Source organism: Pseudomonas sp. TE3786, assembly GCF_054057335.1.
Map to the genome: position 1 here is coordinate 1 of NZ_JBSRZF010000002.1, position 16,376 is coordinate 16,376.

The 16,376-nt window shown below is 55.8% G+C and carries 12 protein-coding genes and 4 tRNA genes; all 16 read left to right on the forward strand.

From position 1 onward, the window contains the following. Window positions 1-229: 229 nt before the first annotated feature. The 16 genes from birA (at window position 230) to rpoC (ending at window position 16,342) form a co-directional block, all read left to right on the forward strand. Entirely contained in the window at window positions 230-1,183 is a 954-nt protein-coding gene (gene birA, locus ACVW0Y_RS02360; RefSeq protein ID WP_457435837.1) for a bifunctional biotin--[acetyl-CoA-carboxylase] ligase/biotin operon repressor BirA, read from the forward strand. Then, window positions 1,173-1,919: a pantothenate kinase gene (locus ACVW0Y_RS02365; protein WP_457435838.1), complete on the forward strand. Its 747-nt coding sequence runs from the start codon at window positions 1,173-1,175 to the stop codon at window positions 1,917-1,919. The genes birA and ACVW0Y_RS02365 overlap by 11 nt, the downstream gene beginning before the upstream one ends. Window positions 1,920-1,926: 7 nt before the next feature. Then, the gene (locus tag ACVW0Y_RS02370; protein WP_457435839.1) at window positions 1,927-2,607 is read left to right on the forward strand and encodes an SPOR domain-containing protein; all 681 of its coding nucleotides are present in this window, start codon (window positions 1,927-1,929) and stop codon (window positions 2,605-2,607) included. A 141-nt stretch (window positions 2,608-2,748) separates the two neighbouring features. Then, window positions 2,749-2,832, forward strand: a tRNA-Tyr gene (locus ACVW0Y_RS02375). A 24-nt stretch (window positions 2,833-2,856) separates the two neighbouring features. Continuing rightward, window positions 2,857-2,930, forward strand: a tRNA-Gly gene (locus ACVW0Y_RS02380). Window positions 2,931-2,957: 27 nt separating this feature from the next. Next, window positions 2,958-3,033, forward strand: a tRNA-Thr gene (locus tag ACVW0Y_RS02385). 84 nt (window positions 3,034-3,117) lie between these two features. Continuing rightward, window positions 3,118-4,311: an elongation factor Tu gene (gene tuf, locus ACVW0Y_RS02390; protein WP_108096535.1), complete on the forward strand. Its 1,194-nt coding sequence runs from the start codon at window positions 3,118-3,120 to the stop codon at window positions 4,309-4,311. 52 nt (window positions 4,312-4,363) lie between these two features. Further along, window positions 4,364-4,439: transfer RNA gene (locus ACVW0Y_RS02395), tRNA-Trp, on the forward strand. A gap of 49 nt (window positions 4,440-4,488) precedes the next feature. Further along, a complete protein-coding gene (gene secE, locus ACVW0Y_RS02400) occupies window positions 4,489-4,857 on the forward strand; it encodes a preprotein translocase subunit SecE (protein WP_457435840.1) in 369 nt (122 codons plus the stop codon). A gap of 9 nt (window positions 4,858-4,866) precedes the next feature. Next, a complete protein-coding gene (nusG, locus tag ACVW0Y_RS02405) occupies window positions 4,867-5,400 on the forward strand; it encodes a transcription termination/antitermination protein NusG (RefSeq protein ID WP_108096543.1) in 534 nt (177 codons plus the stop codon). A gap of 116 nt (window positions 5,401-5,516) precedes the next feature. After that, on the forward strand, window positions 5,517-5,948 hold the full coding sequence (gene rplK / locus ACVW0Y_RS02410) for a 50S ribosomal protein L11 (RefSeq protein WP_108096542.1): 432 nt from the start codon (window positions 5,517-5,519) through the stop codon (window positions 5,946-5,948). Then, a complete protein-coding gene (gene rplA, locus ACVW0Y_RS02415) occupies window positions 5,948-6,643 on the forward strand; it encodes a 50S ribosomal protein L1 (protein WP_457435841.1) in 696 nt (231 codons plus the stop codon). Before rplK ends, rplA begins: the two co-directional genes overlap by 1 nt. A gap of 200 nt (window positions 6,644-6,843) precedes the next feature. Continuing rightward, complete coding sequence (gene rplJ / locus ACVW0Y_RS02420) at window positions 6,844-7,344, forward strand: 50S ribosomal protein L10 (RefSeq protein ID WP_108096540.1); 501 nt, start codon at window positions 6,844-6,846, stop codon at window positions 7,342-7,344. Window positions 7,345-7,422: 78 nt separating this feature from the next. Then, window positions 7,423-7,791 carry a 50S ribosomal protein L7/L12 gene (gene rplL, locus ACVW0Y_RS02425; RefSeq protein WP_457435842.1) on the forward strand — a complete coding sequence of 123 codons (369 nt, stop codon included), beginning with the start codon at window positions 7,423-7,425 and terminating at the stop codon, window positions 7,789-7,791. A gap of 221 nt (window positions 7,792-8,012) precedes the next feature. After that, window positions 8,013-12,086 (forward strand): DNA-directed RNA polymerase subunit beta, encoded by a 4,074-nt coding sequence (rpoB, locus tag ACVW0Y_RS02430; protein ID WP_457435844.1) that lies wholly within the window; start codon window positions 8,013-8,015, stop codon window positions 12,084-12,086. Between the two features lie 62 nt (window positions 12,087-12,148). Next, on the forward strand, window positions 12,149-16,342 hold the full coding sequence (gene rpoC, locus ACVW0Y_RS02435; protein ID WP_457435846.1) for a DNA-directed RNA polymerase subunit beta': 4,194 nt from the start codon (window positions 12,149-12,151) through the stop codon (window positions 16,340-16,342). The last annotated feature ends 34 nt before the right edge of the window (window positions 16,343-16,376 follow it).

The window sequence follows — 16,376 nt, forward strand, 5'->3', positions numbered from 1 at the left end:
TTCCCCATGTGAGAGTAGGTCATCGTCAAGCTTAAATTCCAAACCCCCTATCCGTGAAAACGGGTAGGGGGTTTGTTTTTGTCCGCGAAAAAGTTGCTCTCATGGGGGCTTCCGTCGCGAATGGGCATCCTTGATAACAGCAAATAGCCCTGTGTCTTGTCGGAGATGCTTTCTATGAAATGAACGAGTGCGCCGCTATGATGCGTGCCTCTTGATTTGGCGATCGCAAATGCTGAAGTTATTGGCGCTTCTACAAGATGGACGATTTCATTCGGGTGAGGCGCTTGGTGCAATCCTGGGCGTCAGTCGTGCGGCTGTATGGAAGCAGTTGCAGGAGATTGAGGATTCCTCTGGTTTGTCGGTCCATAAGGTGCGTGGGCGAGGCTACTGTCTGGCGGATCCAATGGTGCTGCTTGAGGCTGAAAAACTGCTGGGTAATCCAGGTGGCTGGCAAGTGCACGTGTTGGAGAGTGTTGACTCAACCAATGCAGCGGCCCTTCGCTTTTTAGAAAACGGTGAGAAGCCACCTTTTTTTGTCGTAGCTGAGCGACAAACAGCAGGCCGCGGTCGCCGTGGGCGTCAGTGGATAAGTCCCTTTGGGGAAAACATCTATTACAGCTTGCTGCTGCGTGTCGAAGGAGGGGCGAGCCAGTTGGACGGTCTGAGCTTGGTGGTCGGGCTGGCAGTGCTGGCGGCTATACGGGAGTTGGGTGTGGCGAACGTTGGGTTGAAGTGGCCGAACGACCTCTTGGTTGCAGGGCGGAAAATTGCCGGAATACTGTTAGAAATAACGGGTGATCCGGCAGACGTTTGCCATGTAGTGATAGGTGTGGGCATCAACGCCAATATGCGCCGTGAGGAACTGATCGATCAGCCATGGACTTCCATGCGCAACGAGGTTGGTGGCTTGGTTGATCGAAATGCGCTTATCAATAGCTTGAGCGCCCACCTCAATCGTTATCTCTATCTGCACCGGCAGCATGGTTTTCAGGTGCTTAGCGCCGAGTGGGAGGCTGCTCATCTTTGGCAGGGAAGAGATGTTCGTCTCTCTGCGGGCGCGCAATACATTGATGGACACGTGCTGGGGATCGATTCTCGAGGAGCGTTACGGCTTTTGGTGAATGGTGAGGAGCGCCAGTACAGTGGTGGAGAGCTTAGTTTGAGGCTGCGCGATGATTCTTGAGCTCGACTGCGGAAACAGCTTTATCAAGTGGCGGGTGCTCGGCACGCAATCGCTCGTCGTGGGTGGCGGTGTAGTTGGCTCGGCCGAGGAATTGCTGGCAGATCTTTTCGCTATACCTGCGCTGGCCTTGCGCGCGGCGCGTCTGGTGAGTGTGCGTAGCGATGAAGAAACATCGGCGCTCGTGGATCTTTTGCGCGAGCGCTTTGGCATTGCTTCGATGTGCGCTCGCTCCGCCGAGATTGTGGCGGGCGTCCGTAACGGTTACAGCGATTACCAGCGCCTTGGGTTGGATAGGTGGCTCGCTATACTGGCCGCCTACCAATTGGCGGGGAAGGCGTGCCTGGTGCTTGACCTTGGTACGGCGGTGACATCGGATTTTGTTGCGGTAGATGGTAATCATCTTGGTGGCTTCATCTGCCCAGGTGTGCCGCTCATGCGCAATCAGTTGCGCACCCACACTCGACGAATTCGCTATGACGATGATGCGGCGGAGAAGGCGCTGCAAGCGCTCTCGCCGGGTCGTTCCACTGTCGAGGCTGTCGAGAGAGGGTGTTCGTTGATGCTCCGTGGCTTTGTGCAAACCCAGCTGGAGCTTGCTCGAGAGTATTGGGGGGAGTCCTTTGAAGTGTTTCTCACAGGAGGGGATGCTGGCTCCGTGGAAGAAATCCTGCCCGCCGCGCGCGTGATGCCTGATCTGATCTTTATCGGTTTGGCTATCGCGTGTCCTTTGCCTTGAGGTCGTTATGCGTTGGTTGTTCCTGCTTTTTCTTGTTTTGAATCTCTTCTATTACGTTTGGCACCAACAGCAGGCACCGCTGCGGGCTAAAGAGGTGGCACCGTTATCCTTGCATCAGGAGGTGCGCCAGGATATTCGGCTGTTGAGTGAGTCTGGCGGCGCGCAAAGTCGACGCGAGCATCCCGTAGAGGCGGCAGCAGGCTCCTCTGAGGTGTGCATGTTTTTAGGTGGTTTCGACCAGGAGGAAGCTGCCAAATTGGTAGAGCAGCGCCTGATCACTTTAGATATCCAGTCTCAAGTAAGAGTTGTAGATGCCCCGGCAGGGTTGGATTACTGGGTTTATCTACCACCTCTTGCTTCTCGTCAGGCGTCGCTGCGGCAACTTAAAGAGCTGCAGGCTCGAAAAATCGACAGCTACATCATTACCACTGGTGACCTTTCCAACGGGATTTCGCTGGGAATGTTTCCGCGCAGTGAATCAGCGGAAAGCGTTATGCAGCGTTTACGCGAGGTGGGTTATGAGCCGCAAATGCGTGAATTACCGAGGGCGCATCGCAATTTCTGGGTGCGTATCGCACCTGAAAGTCGCCGCCTGGCTGACGATTCGCTGCTGCAATCCTTGGCTCGAGACTTCAATGGCTTACAACATCAATTAATGCCATGCGAAAGCGTTGCATCGTCGAATTAGTTTGAATAGAATAGCGCCCGCTTTGCAGGGTTGCTCTTGGGGTGAATCTGAAAAGTTGTTGTCGATTGCGCTAACCTCAAGTTTTTTATGAGGAATTGCTTGACAGCAGGGTGGCATACGAAGAGAATGCCGCCTCACTTTGGAGGGGTTCCCGAGTGGCCAAAGGGATCAGACTGTAAATCTGACACGCGAGTTTCGAAGGTTCGAATCCTTCCCCCTCCACCATATTTAGCGTGAGCTGCAAGCTCCGCGGGTATAGTTCAACGGTAGAACCTCAGCCTTCCAAGCTGATGGTGCGGGTTCGATTCCCGCTACCCGCTCCATGTTTGTGGTTTGTGTAAAAAGAGTTCGCTCTTGTAGCTCAGTTGGTAGAGCACACCCTTGGTAAGGGTGAGGTCAGCGGTTCGAATCCGCTCAAGAGCTCCATTATTAAGAAGGCAGATATGCAGATATCTGCCTTTGTTTTAATGGTCGCGTGGTTCGCGCACTTAATCGATGGGAGACGCTCTGATGGCTAAAGAAAAGTTTGAACGGAACAAACCGCACGTCAACGTTGGCACCATCGGTCACGTTGACCACGGTAAAACCACTCTGACCGCTGCTCTGACCCGTGTTTGCTCCGAGGTTTTCGGTTCGGCTCGCGTTGACTTCGACAAGATCGATAGCGCCCCGGAAGAAAAAGCTCGTGGTATCACCATCAATACCGCTCACGTTGAATACGATTCGGCTGTGCGTCACTACGCGCACGTTGACTGCCCAGGTCACGCCGACTACGTAAAAAACATGATCACCGGTGCTGCTCAGATGGACGGCGCTATCCTGGTTTGCTCGGCCGCTGATGGTCCGATGCCGCAAACTCGTGAGCACATCCTGCTGTCCCGTCAGGTTGGCGTTCCTTACATCGTTGTCTTCCTGAACAAGGCTGACATGGTGGATGACGCAGAGCTGCTGGAACTGGTTGAGATGGAAGTTCGCGACCTGCTGAGCACTTACGAGTTCCCAGGCGACGACACTCCGATCATCATCGGTTCGGCTCTGATGGCTCTGAACGGCCAAGACGACAACGAAATGGGCACTACCGCTGTTAAGAAGCTGGTAGAGACTCTGGATAGCTACATTCCTGAGCCGGTCCGCGTTATCGACAAGCCATTCCTGATGCCAATCGAAGACGTATTCTCGATCTCCGGTCGCGGTACTGTGGTTACCGGTCGTATCGAGCGCGGTATCGTCAAGGTTCAAGAGGCTCTGGAAATCGTAGGTCTGCGTGATACTACTCAGACTACCTGCACCGGCGTTGAAATGTTCCGCAAGCTGCTCGACGAAGGTCGTGCTGGCGAGAACTGCGGCGTTCTGCTGCGTGGTACCAAGCGTGAAGACGTTGAGCGTGGTCAGGTACTGGCCAAGCCGGGTTCGGTTAAGCCGCACACCAAGTTCGAAGCTGAGGTTTACATCCTGAGCAAAGACGAAGGTGGTCGTCACACCCCGTTCTTCAAAGGCTACCGCCCTCAGTTCTACTTCCGTACTACCGACGTAACTGGTAGCTGTGAGCTGCCGGAAGGCGTTGAGATGGTAATGCCGGGCGACAACATCAAGATGGTTGTTACCTTGATCAAGTCGATCGCCATGGAAGATGGTCTGCGTTTCGCGATTCGCGAAGGCGGCCGTACCGTTGGTGCCGGCGTTGTTGCCAAAATCATCGAGTAATCGTTGATAAGTCCCCATCAGGCCGGCATAATGGTCGGCCTGATTTTGTTTTAGGTCAGTAGCTCAATTGGCAGAGCGACGGTCTCCAAAACCGTAGGTTGGGGGTTCGATTCCCTCCTGACCTGCCAGTTTTACCAAGAAGTTAAAACTGGCACGTCTTTCACAGGATCCTCGTAAATGACTGTTAAGGCTGAAGCCAAAGAATCGCGCTTTGATCTGCTCAAGTGGCTTGTTGTCGCTACTTTGGTGGTGGTTGGCGTGGTTGGCAATCAGTTCTTCTCTGGTGAGCCGATTCTGTACCGTGTCCTGGGTTTGCTGGCTCTTGCGGCTGTGGCTGCATTTGTTGGTCTGCAAACATCTAGGGGGCAGGCATTTTTCGGGCTCGCTAAAGAGGCTCGGGTTGAAATTCGCAAAGTCGTTTGGCCAACTCGTCAGGAAACCACGCAAACCACGCTTATCGTCGTGGCTGTTGTGCTGGTGATGGCGTTGTTGCTGTGGGGGCTTGACTCCCTGCTAGGCTGGCTTGTTTCCATGATTGTTGGTTGAAGGTGTCCCGTGGCTAAGCGTTGGTACGTTGTGCATGCTTACTCGGGTTACGAGAAGCATGTAATGCGCTCTCTGATTGAGCGCGTCAAGCTGGCCGGCATGGAAGATGGGTTCGGCGAGATTCTGGTCCCCACTGAAGAAGTGGTTGAGATGCGTAATGGCCAGAAGCGCAAAAGTGAACGCAAGTTCTTCCCCGGTTATGTTCTGGTGCAGATGGACATGAACGAAGGCACTTGGCACTTGGTCAAGGATACGCCTCGCGTTATGGGTTTCATCGGCGGTACCGCCGATAAGCCAGCGCCAATCACTGATAAAGAGGCTGATGCAATTCTGCGTCGCGTTGCTGATGGTAGTGACAAGCCGAAGCCGAAAACCCTGTTTGAGCCAGGTGAGATGGTCCGCGTAATTGACGGTCCTTTCGCTGACTTCAGCGGTGTTGTCGAAGAAGTGAACTATGAGAAAAGCCGGATTCAGGTGGCTGTGACTATTTTTGGTCGCTCCACCCCGGTTGAGCTGGAGTTTAGTCAGGTCGAAAAGGCATAACTGACAAAGCATCCCGTACCCCGCAGCCTTAGGCTGCGGGGTTTTGTCGTCACTGGGATAAACACGTAAGTAACCCGGGGAGCCGCAAGGCGCTAGAACCCGAACTGGAGTAGCTAATGGCTAAGAAAATCACGGCTTATATCAAGCTGCAAGTAAAGGCTGCACAAGCCAACCCGAGCCCGCCCGTCGGCCCGGCTCTCGGTCAGCATGGCGTGAACATCATGGAATTCTGCAAGGCGTTCAACGCCAAGACCCAAGGCATGGAACCTGGTCTGCCGACTCCAGTGATCATCACTGTTTATAGCGACCGTAGCTTCACCTTTGAAACCAAAAGCACCCCTGCTTCGGTTCTGCTGAAGAAAGCTGCTGGTCTGACTAGCGGTTCGGCTCGCCCGAACAGCGTCAAAGTTGGCACCGTTACCCGTGCTCAGCTCGAAGAGATCGCCAAAACCAAACAGGCTGATCTGACCGCTGCTGATATGGATGCAGCCGTGCGTACTATCGCCGGTTCTGCTCGCAGCATGGGCCTCAACGTGGAGGGTGTGTGATGGCTAAGTTGACCAAGCGCCAAAAGGCTATCGGCGAGAAAATCGTTGCTGGCAAGTCCTACGGCTTCGAAGAAGCGGCCACTCTGCTGGCTGAGCTGTCGAAAGTTAAGTTCACCGAATCGTTCGACGTCGCTGTGAACCTGGGCGTTGACCCACGTAAATCCGACCAGGTCGTACGTAGCGCTACCGTTCTGCCGCACGGCACCGGTAAAACCGTACGCGTTGCTGTGTTCACCCAGGGTCCGGCTGCTGAAGCTGCTCTGGCCGCCGGCGCTGACCGCGTAGGTATGGACGAACTGGCTGCTGAAATGAAAGCTGGCGAGCTGAACTACGACGTAGTGATCGCTTCCCCGGACGCCATGCGCGTTGTCGGCCAGCTGGGTCAGATTCTCGGTCCACGTGGCCTGATGCCTAACCCGAAAGTCGGTACCGTAACTCCGGACGTAGCCACTGCCGTGAAAAACGCCAAGGCTGGTCAGGTTCGTTATCGCACCGACAAAAACGGCATCATCCACACTTCCGTCGGCAAAGTTGGCTTCGACGCCATCAAGCTGAAGGAAAACGTTGAAGCCCTGATCGCTGATCTGAAGCGCATCAAGCCAGCTTCCTCGAAAGGTATCTACGTTAAGCGCGTAACCCTGAGCACCACTATGGGCCCAGGTCTGGTTATCGATCAGAGCTCGCTCGACGCGTAAGACAAATCAGCTGGAGCAAGCGATTGTTCCGACTGTTGAAAGATTGGGGTCCCTGCCTGGCGGGGGCTATCCAAGACCGTAGGCGACGCAAGTCTTAAACCTCAAGCCTACGCAGATGGTGCTCCCGGTTCCTTACGGAATCTGACACCAAACGACATCCGGCTTCGGTTGGATGAAACGTAACAAGCAGGAGTTAACCCGTGGCAATTAAACTCGAAGACAAGAAGGCCATCGTCGCTGAAGTCAACGAGGCTGCCAAAGTCGCTCTGTCCGCTGTCGTGGCTGATGCCCGTGGTGTGACAGTAGGCGCAATGACCGGACTCCGTAAAGAGGCTCGTGAAGCTGGCGTTTACGTACGTGTTGTACGTAACACCCTGCTCAAGCGCGCTGTTGCCGGCACTCAATATGACGTGCTCAACGACGTGTTCACTGGCCCGACCCTGGTTGCATTCTCGAACGAACATCCTGGCGCTGCTGCCCGTTTGTTCAAAGAGTTCGCCAAAGGTCAGGATAAGTTCGAGATCAAGGCAGCTGCGTTCGAGGGCAAGTTCCTCGCAGCTAATCAGATCGACGTACTGGCAAGCCTGCCGACCCGTGACGAAGCAATTTCTCAGCTGATGAGCGTGATTCAAGGCGCTACCAGCAAATTGGCTCGTACTCTGGCGGCCCTTCGCGACCAGAAAGAAGCTGCCGCAGCCTGAGGCTGAGCATCTCCTTTCGCGTTTATTGTTTATTTCGATGGCCGCGTAGGCTGTCACCCCAATACAGGAATTAGAGTCATGGCTCTGTCTAATCAAGAAATCATCGACGCAATCGGCGAGAAATCCGTTCTGGAAATCGTTGAGCTGATCAAAGCAATGGAAGAGAAGTTCGGCGTTAGCGCTGCTGCTGCTTCCGCTGGCCCAGCTGCTGGCCCAGCTGCTGTTGCTGAAGAGCAAACCGAATTCAACGTAATGCTGCTTGAATCCGGCGAGAAGAAAGTAAACGTGATCAAGGTCGTTCGTGAACTGACCGGTCTGGGTCTGAAAGAAGCTAAAGCCGTTGTTGACAGCGCTCCTGGCATCGTCAAAGAAGCTGTGTCGAAAGACGAAGCTGAAGCTGCTAAGAAAGCCCTGGAAGAAGCAGGCGCCAAAGTCGAGCTCAAGTAAGCGACGACCTTGCGTCTACAGCCCAAGCGTTGAGCGAAAGGCTGATGGCTGGTGGCTTTTGCCACCGGCCTTTTTCCGTTATAGGCCGACCTTCGAGGGTTGGCCTGTAGCTGAAGCAGTAACCGCCCCGAGGGGTGGCGCAAACCGAGAGTTTGCAAGATTTTCTGGCTGCTCCCGTCGGGAGGAGCCAAATAAGCAGGTGACCAAGCTGGGGAACGCTGATGGCTTACTCATATACTGAGAAAAAACGTATCCGCAAGGACTTTAGCAAGTTGCCGGATGTCATGGATGTGCCTTATCTCCTGGCCATCCAGCTGGATTCGTATCGCGAATTCCTGCAGGCGGGAGCTACAAAGGATCAGTTCCGCGACATCGGCCTGCATGCGGCCTTCAAGTCCGTTTTCCCGATTATCAGCTATTCCGGCAATGCTGCTCTGGAATATGTCGGTTATCGCCTGGGCGAACCGGCCTTTGATGTGAAAGAGTGCGTGCTGCGTGGCGTGACATTCGCCGTGCCGCTGCGGGTAAAAGTCCGTCTGATCATTTTCGATAAGGAATCGTCGAACAAAGCGATCAAGGACATCAAAGAGCAAGAAGTTTACATGGGGGAAATCCCCCTGATGACCGAGAACGGTACCTTCGTTATCAACGGTACCGAGCGCGTCATCGTTTCCCAGCTGCACCGCTCCCCAGGCGTGTTCTTCGACCACGACCGTGGCAAGACTCACAGCTCGGGCAAGCTGCTGTACTCCGCGCGCATCATTCCTTACCGCGGTTCGTGGTTGGACTTCGAGTTCGACCCGAAAGACGCGGTATTCGTACGTATCGACCGTCGCCGCAAGCTGCCGGCGTCCGTACTGCTGCGCGCGCTGGGTTACACCACTGAGCAAGTGCTCGATGCGTTCTACGAGACTAACGTGTTCCATGTCCAGGGTGAGAATCTCAGCCTGGAACTGGTACCGCATCGTCTGCGTGGCGAAATTGCTGTTCTCGATATCAAAGACGAGAAGGGCAAGGTCATCGTTGAGCAAGGCCGCCGTATTACCGCGCGCCACATCAATCAGTTGGACAAATCCGGGATCAAGACCCTGGAAGTGCCGCTGGACTACGTCATTGGTCGTACCAGTGCCAAGGCGATTGTTCACCCGGCTACTGGTGAAATCCTGGCTGAGTGCAATACCGAGCTGAACACTGAAATCCTGGCAAAAATCGCCAAGGCTCAGGTCGTGCGTATCGAAACGTTGTACACCAACGACATCGACTGCGGTCCGTTCATCTCCGACACCCTGAAAATCGACGGCACTACCAATCAATTGGAAGCGCTGGTCGAGATCTATCGCATGATGCGTCCAGGCGAGCCACCTACCAAGGATGCTGCCGAGACCCTGTTCAACAACCTGTTCTTCAGCGCCGAGCGCTACGACCTGTCTGCTGTAGGTCGCATGAAGTTCAACCGGCGTATCGGTCGTACCGAGATCGAAGGTTCGGGCGTGTTGAGCAAGGAAGACATCGTCGAAGTTCTCAAGACCTTGGTCGACATCCGTAACGGCAAAGGCATCGTCGATGACATCGACCACCTGGGTAACCGTCGCGTGCGTTGTGTTGGCGAGATGGCCGAGAACCAGTTCCGCGTTGGCCTGGTGCGTGTAGAGCGTGCGGTCAAAGAGCGTCTGTCGATGGCTGAAAGCGAAGGCCTGATGCCGCAAGATCTGATCAACGCCAAGCCAGTGGCTGCCGCGGTGAAAGAGTTCTTCGGTTCCAGCCAGCTCTCGCAGTTTATGGACCAGAACAACCCGCTGTCCGAGATCACCCACAAACGCCGTGTTTCTGCACTCGGCCCGGGTGGTTTGACTCGTGAGCGCGCAGGCTTCGAAGTTCGTGACGTACACCCGACCCACTACGGTCGCGTATGCCCGATCGAAACGCCGGAAGGTCCGAACATCGGTCTGATCAACTCCCTGGCAGCCTATGCCCGCACCAACCAGTACGGCTTCCTGGAAAGCCCGTACCGTGTGGTGAAGGACACTCTGGTTACTGACGAAATCGTGTTCCTCTCGGCTATCGAAGAGGCAGACCACGTGATCGCTCAGGCATCGGCAACGATGAACCAGAAAGGTCAGCTGGTCGACGAGCTGGTAGCTGTTCGTCACTTGAACGAGTTCACCGTCAAGGTGCCGGAAGACGTCACGCTGATGGACGTTTCGCCGAAGCAGGTTGTGTCCGTCGCCGCTTCGTTGATTCCGTTCCTCGAGCACGACGACGCCAACCGTGCGTTGATGGGTTCGAACATGCAGCGTCAGGCTGTTCCGACTCTGCGTTCGGACAAGCCGCTGGTTGGTACCGGCATGGAGCGCAACGTTGCGCGCGACTCCGGCGTTTGCGTCGTAGCGCGTCGTGGCGGCGTGATCGACTCCGTCGACGCCAGCCGTATCGTGGTTCGTGTTGCGGATGACGAAGTTGAAACTGGCGAAGCCGGTGTCGACATCTACAACCTGACCAAATACACCCGTTCGAACCAGAACACCTGCATCAACCAGCGTCCGCTGGTGAGCAAAGGTGACAAGGTTGAGCGCAGCGACATCCTGGCTGATGGTCCGTCCACCGACATGGGTGAGCTGGCTCTGGGTCAGAACATGCGCATCGCGTTCATGGCCTGGAACGGTTACAACTTCGAAGACTCCATCCTCCTGTCGGAGCGTGTGGTTCAGGAAGACCGTTTCACCACGATCCACATTCAGGAACTGACCTGTGTGGCGCGTGACACCAAGCTTGGGCCAGAAGAAATCACTTCGGACATTCCGAACGTGGGCGAAGCTGCGCTGAACAAGCTGGACGAGGCCGGTATCGTTTACGTGGGTGCTGAAGTTGGCGCTGGCGACATTCTGGTGGGCAAGGTCACTCCGAAAGGCGAGACCCAACTGACCCCAGAAGAGAAGTTGCTGCGTGCAATCTTCGGTGAGAAGGCTTCCGACGTTAAAGACACGTCCCTGCGCGTACCGACCGGTACCAAAGGTACTGTTATCGACGTGCAGGTCTTCACCCGTGATGGCGTTGAGCGTGATGCTCGTGCGCTGTCGATCGAGAAGATGCAACTCGACGAGATCCGTAAGGACCTCAACGAGGAGTTCCGCATTGTTGAAGGTGCAACCTTCGAACGTCTGCGTTCCGCTCTGGTTGGCAAGAAAGCCGAAGGCGGTGCCGGTCTGAAGAAAGGCGCCGAGATCACCGATGAGTTCCTCGATGGCCTCGAGCGTGGTCAGTGGTTCAAGCTGCGTATGGCTGAAGATGCTCTGAACGAGCAGCTTGAGAAAGCGCAGGCCTACATCGTTGATCGCCGTCAGCTGCTCGACGACAAGTTCGAAGACAAGAAGCGCAAACTGCAGCAAGGCGATGACCTGGCTCCAGGCGTGCTGAAGATCGTCAAGGTTTACCTGGCAATCCGTCGTCGCATCCAGCCGGGCGACAAGATGGCCGGTCGTCACGGTAACAAGGGTGTGGTCTCCGTGATCATGCCGGTTGAAGACATGCCGCACGATGCCTATGGCACCCCGGTCGACATCGTTCTCAACCCGCTGGGCGTACCTTCGCGTATGAACGTCGGTCAGATCCTTGAAACCCACCTGGGCCTCGCGGCCAAGGGGCTGGGCGAGAAGATCAACCGCATGCTCGAAGAGCAGCGCAAGGTTGCTGAACTGCGTAAGTTCCTGCACCAGATCTATAACGAGATCGGTGGCCGTCAAGAAACTCTGGCAGACCTGTCTGACCAAGAGATTCTCGACCTGGCGAAGAACCTGCGTGGCGGTGTGCCGATGGCAACTCCGGTATTTGACGGTGCCAAGGAAAGCGAAATCAAGGCCATGCTGAAACTGGCAGATTTGCCAGAAAGCGGCCAGATGCAGCTGTTCGACGGCCGCACCGGTAACCAGTTCGAGCGTCATGTGACCGTTGGCTACATGTACATGCTGAAACTGAACCACCTGGTGGACGACAAGATGCACGCTCGTTCTACCGGTTCCTACAGCCTGGTTACCCAGCAGCCGCTGGGTGGTAAGGCGCAGTTCGGTGGTCAGCGCTTCGGGGAAATGGAAGTTTGGGCGTTGGAAGCATACGGCGCCGCGTACACCCTGCAGGAAATGCTGACCGTTAAGTCGGATGACGTGAACGGCCGTACCAAGATGTACAAAAACATCGTGGACGGTGATCACCGCATGGAGCCGGGCATGCCCGAGTCCTTCAACGTGTTGATCAAAGAAATCCGTTCGCTCGGTATCGATATCGATCTGGAAACCGAATAACACGAAGCGCAATGGGAGCGGGGCTGTAGAGCCCGCTCCTTGCTCCGCCAGGAGGAAAGGCCTTGAAAGACCTACTGAATTTGCTGAAAAACCAGGGTCAAGTCGAAGAGTTCGATGCCATCCGTATTGGGTTGGCATCGCCAGAGATGATCCGTTCGTGGTCCTTCGGTGAAGTTAAAAAGCCGGAAACCATCAACTACCGTACGTTCAAACCTGAGCGTGACGGCCTGTTCTGCGCCAAGATCTTTGGCCCAGTAAAGGACTACGAGTGCCTGTGCGGTAAGTACAAGCGCCTGAAACACCGCGGTGTGATCTGCGAGAAGTGCGGCGTTGAAGTCGCCCTGGCCAAGGTTCGTCGTGAGCGCATGGCGCACATCGAGCTGGCTTCGCCGGTTGCCCACATCTGGTTCCTCAAGTCGCTGCCGTCCCGTATCGGCCTGTTGCTGGACATGACCCTGCGTGATATCGAGCGCGTTCTCTACTTCGAGAGCTATGTCGTTATCGATCCAGGCATGACCACCCTGGAAAAGGGGCAGTTGCTGAACGACGAGCAGTACTTCGAAGCCATCGAAGAGTTCGGTGACGACTTCGACGCCCGCATGGGTGCCGAGGCTGTTCGCGAGCTGCTGAGCGCTATCGATCTGGAGCACGAGATTGGCCGTCTGCGCGAAGAGATTCCGCAAACCAACTCGGAAACCAAGATCAAGAAGCTGTCCAAGCGTCTGAAGCTGATGGAAGCCTTCCAGGGTTCCGGCAACCACCCAGAGTGGATGGTGCTGACCGTTCTGCCGGTTCTGCCGCCAGATCTGCGTCCGTTGGTGCCGTTGGATGGTGGTCGTTTCGCGACTTCCGACCTCAACGATCTGTATCGTCGAGTGATCAACCGTAACAACCGTCTGAAGCGCCTGCTCGATCTGTCCGCCCCGGACATCATCGTGCGCAACGAAAAGCGCATGCTGCAGGAAGCGGTCGACGCCTTGCTCGACAACGGCCGTCGCGGTCGCGCCATCACTGGCTCGAACAAGCGTCCGCTGAAATCCTTGGCCGACATGATCAAGGGTAAGCAGGGTCGTTTCCGTCAGAACTTGCTCGGTAAGCGCGTGGACTACTCCGGTCGTTCCGTTATTACCGTAGGCCCGACTCTGCGTCTGCATCAGTGCGGTCTGCCGAAGAAGATGGCCCTCGAGCTGTTCAAACCGTTCATTTTCGGCAAGTTGGAAATGCGTGGCCTGGCCACCACCATCAAAGCCGCCAAGAAAATGGTTGAGCGTGAGCTGCCAGAAGTTTGGGACGTTCTCGCTGAAGTGATTCGCGAACACCCCGTACTCCTCAACCGTGCACCGACCCTTCACCGTCTGGGTATCCAGGCGTTTGAGCCGGTTCTGATCGAAGGTAAGGCTATTCAGCTGCACCCGCTGGTCTGCGCCGCGTACAATGCCGACTTCGACGGCGACCAAATGGCCGTGCACGTACCGCTGACACTGGAAGCCCAGTTGGAAGCGCGCGCGTTGATGATGTCGACCAACAACATTCTGTCGCCAGCCAACGGTGAGCCAATCATCGTTCCGTCGCAGGACGTTGTACTGGGTCTGTATTACATGACCCGTGAAGCGATCAACGCCAAAGGCGAAGGTCGTGTGTTTGCTGATCTGCAGGAAGTCGACCGCGTATTCCGCGCCGGCGAAGCAGCGCTGCACGCTAAAGTTAAGGTGCGTATCAACGAGGTCATCAAAGACCGCGATGGCAGCATCACCAAGAACACCCGCATCGTCGACACCACTGTCGGCCGCGCGCTGCTGTTCCAAGTGGTACCGGCCGGTCTGTCGTATGACGTGGTCAACCAGTCCATGAAGAAGAAAGCGATCTCCAAGCTGATCAACCAGTGCTATCGCACCGTTGGCTTGAAAGACACCGTGATCTTCGCTGACCAACTGATGTACACCGGCTTCGCCTACTCGACTATCTCCGGCGTTTCCATCGGCGTGAATGACTTCGTCATCCCTGATGAAAAGGCTCGCATCATTGACGCGGCCACCGAAGAAGTTAAGGAAATCGAAAGTCAGTACGCGTCCGGCCTGGTAACCCAGGGCGAGAAGTACAACAAGGTGATCGACCTCTGGTCCAAGGCCAACGACGAAGTGTCGAAGGCGATGATGGCGAACCTCTCGAAAGAGAAAGTGATCGACCGTCACGGCAAAGAAGTGGATCAGGAGTCCTTCAACTCCATGTACATGATGGCTGACTCCGGTGCCCGGGGTTCGGCAGCTCAGATTCGTCAGCTGGCTGGTATGCGTGGTCTGATGGCCAAGCCGGACGGCTCGATCATTGAGACGCCGATCACCGCGAACTTCCGTGAAGGCCTGAGCGTACTGCAGTACTTCATCTCCACTCACGGTGCTCGTAAAGGTCTCGCGGATACCGCGTTGAAAACTGCGAACTCCGGTTATCTGACTCGCCGTCTGGTAGACGTGGCGCAAGACTTGGTGGTTACCGAGGTCGATTGCGGCACTGAACACGGTCTGTTGATGACACCGCACATTGAAGGCGGTGACGTGGTTGAGCCGTTGGGTGAGCGCGTACTGGGTCGAGTTATTGCCCGTGACGTATTCAAGCCAGGCACTGAAGAAGTGATCGTGCCGGCCGGTACTCTGGTTGACGAGCAGTGGGTTGAGTTCATCGAACTGAACAGCATTGACGAAGTGATCGTTCGCTCGCCAATCAGCTGCGAAACCCGTTATGGCATCTGCGCCAAGTGCTACGGCCGCGATCTGGCCCGTGGTCACCAGGTGAACATCGGTGAAGCTGTCGGCGTAATCGCTGCTCAGTCGATCGGTGAGCCAGGTACCCAGCTGACCATGCGTACGTTCCACATCGGTGGTGCGGCAAGCCGGACCTCCGCTGCTGACAGTATTCAGGTTAAAAATGGCGGCACAATCCGCCTGCATAACCTGAAACACGTTGAGCGTGCTGACGGCAACCTGGTTGCAGTATCGCGTTCCGGTGAGTTGGCGCTGGCCGACGAATTCGGGCGTGAGCGTGAGCGTTACAAGCTGCCGTACGGTGCCGTTATTTCCGTCAAGGAAGGCGACAAAGTGGATGCCGGCGCAATCGTCGCCAAGTGGGATCCGCACACCCACCCGATCGTTACCGAAATGAAAGGTACCGTGACCTACGTGGGCATGGAAGAAGGCATCACCATCAAGCGTCAGACTGACGAATTGACGGGTTTGACCAACATTGAAGTACTGGATCCGAAAGACCGTCCTGCTGCCGGCAAAGACATCCGTCCTGCCGTGAAGATGGTTGGCGTGGATGGCAAAGACTTGCTGCTGCCAGGTACCGACGTACCGGCTCAGTACTTCCTGCCGGCGAACGCTCTGGTCGGTGTGGCGGATGGTGCGCAAGTGGGTGTGGGTGATGTTATCGCTCGTATTCCACAAGAAACTTCGAAAACTCGCGACATCACCGGTGGTCTGCCGCGTGTTGCCGACCTGTTCGAAGCGCGTCGTCCGAAAGAAGCCTCGATCCTGGCTGAAGTCAGCGGCACCATCGCGTTCGGTAAAGAAACCAAAGGCAAGCGCCGTTTGGTCATTACCCCGAACGACGGTAGCGATCCGTACGAGGAGCTGATTCCGAAGTGGCGTCACCTGAACGTCTTCGAAGGCGAACAAGTGAACCGCGGCGAAGTTATCTCCGACGGTCCAAGCGATCCGCACGACATCCTGCGTCTGTTGGGTGTTAGCGCGCTGGCCAAGTACATCGTCAACGAGATCCAGGACGTTTACCGCCTGCAGGGCGTGAAGATCAACGACAAGCACATCGAGACCATCCTGCGTCAGATGCTGCGTAAAGTTGAGATCACCGAATCCGGCGACTCCAGTTTCATCAAGGGCGACCAGATGGAGCTGACCCACGTCCTGGGCGAGAACGAGCGTCTGAGCACGGAAGATAAGTTCATCTCCAAGTTCGACCGCGTTCTGTTGGGTATCACCAAGGCGTCGTTGTCCACCGAATCGTTCATCTCGGCGGCTTCCTTCCAGGAAACCACCCGTGTCCTCACTGAGGCTGCGGTTACCGGCAAGCGTGACTTCCTGCGCGGCCTGAAAGAGAACGTGGTGGTCGGTCGTCTGATTCCGGCCGGTACTGGTCTGGCTTATCACAGCGAGCGTAAGCGTCGTCGTGATGCCGGCAAGCCGGTTCAAGTGAGCGCCAGCGAAGCTGAAGCTCAACTGTCGGAAGCATTGAACAACCTGTAATTACTACGGGTTGCCAATCGAGTCGGGGCCCGGT

Bases quoted from the DNA above. Each gene is read 5' to 3' on its own strand.
- birA (WP_457435837.1), top strand. From the start codon at position 230: ATGCTGAAGTTATTGGCGCTTCTACAAGATGGACGATTTCATTCGGGT.
- ACVW0Y_RS02370 (WP_457435839.1), top strand. From the start codon at position 1,927: ATGCGTTGGTTGTTCCTGCTTTTTCTTGTTTTGAATCTCTTCTATTAC.
- ACVW0Y_RS02365 (WP_457435838.1), top strand. From the start codon at position 1,173: ATGATTCTTGAGCTCGACTGCGGAAACAGCTTTATCAAGTGGCGGGTG.
- tuf (WP_108096535.1), top strand. From the start codon at position 3,118: ATGGCTAAAGAAAAGTTTGAACGGAACAAACCGCACGTCAACGTTGGC.
- rpoB (WP_457435844.1), top strand. From the start codon at position 8,013: ATGGCTTACTCATATACTGAGAAAAAACGTATCCGCAAGGACTTTAGC.
- rplK (WP_108096542.1), top strand. From the start codon at position 5,517: ATGGCTAAGAAAATCACGGCTTATATCAAGCTGCAAGTAAAGGCTGCA.
- rplL (WP_457435842.1), top strand. From the start codon at position 7,423: ATGGCTCTGTCTAATCAAGAAATCATCGACGCAATCGGCGAGAAATCC.
- secE (WP_457435840.1), top strand. From the start codon at position 4,489: ATGACTGTTAAGGCTGAAGCCAAAGAATCGCGCTTTGATCTGCTCAAG.
- rplA (WP_457435841.1), top strand. From the start codon at position 5,948: ATGGCTAAGTTGACCAAGCGCCAAAAGGCTATCGGCGAGAAAATCGTT.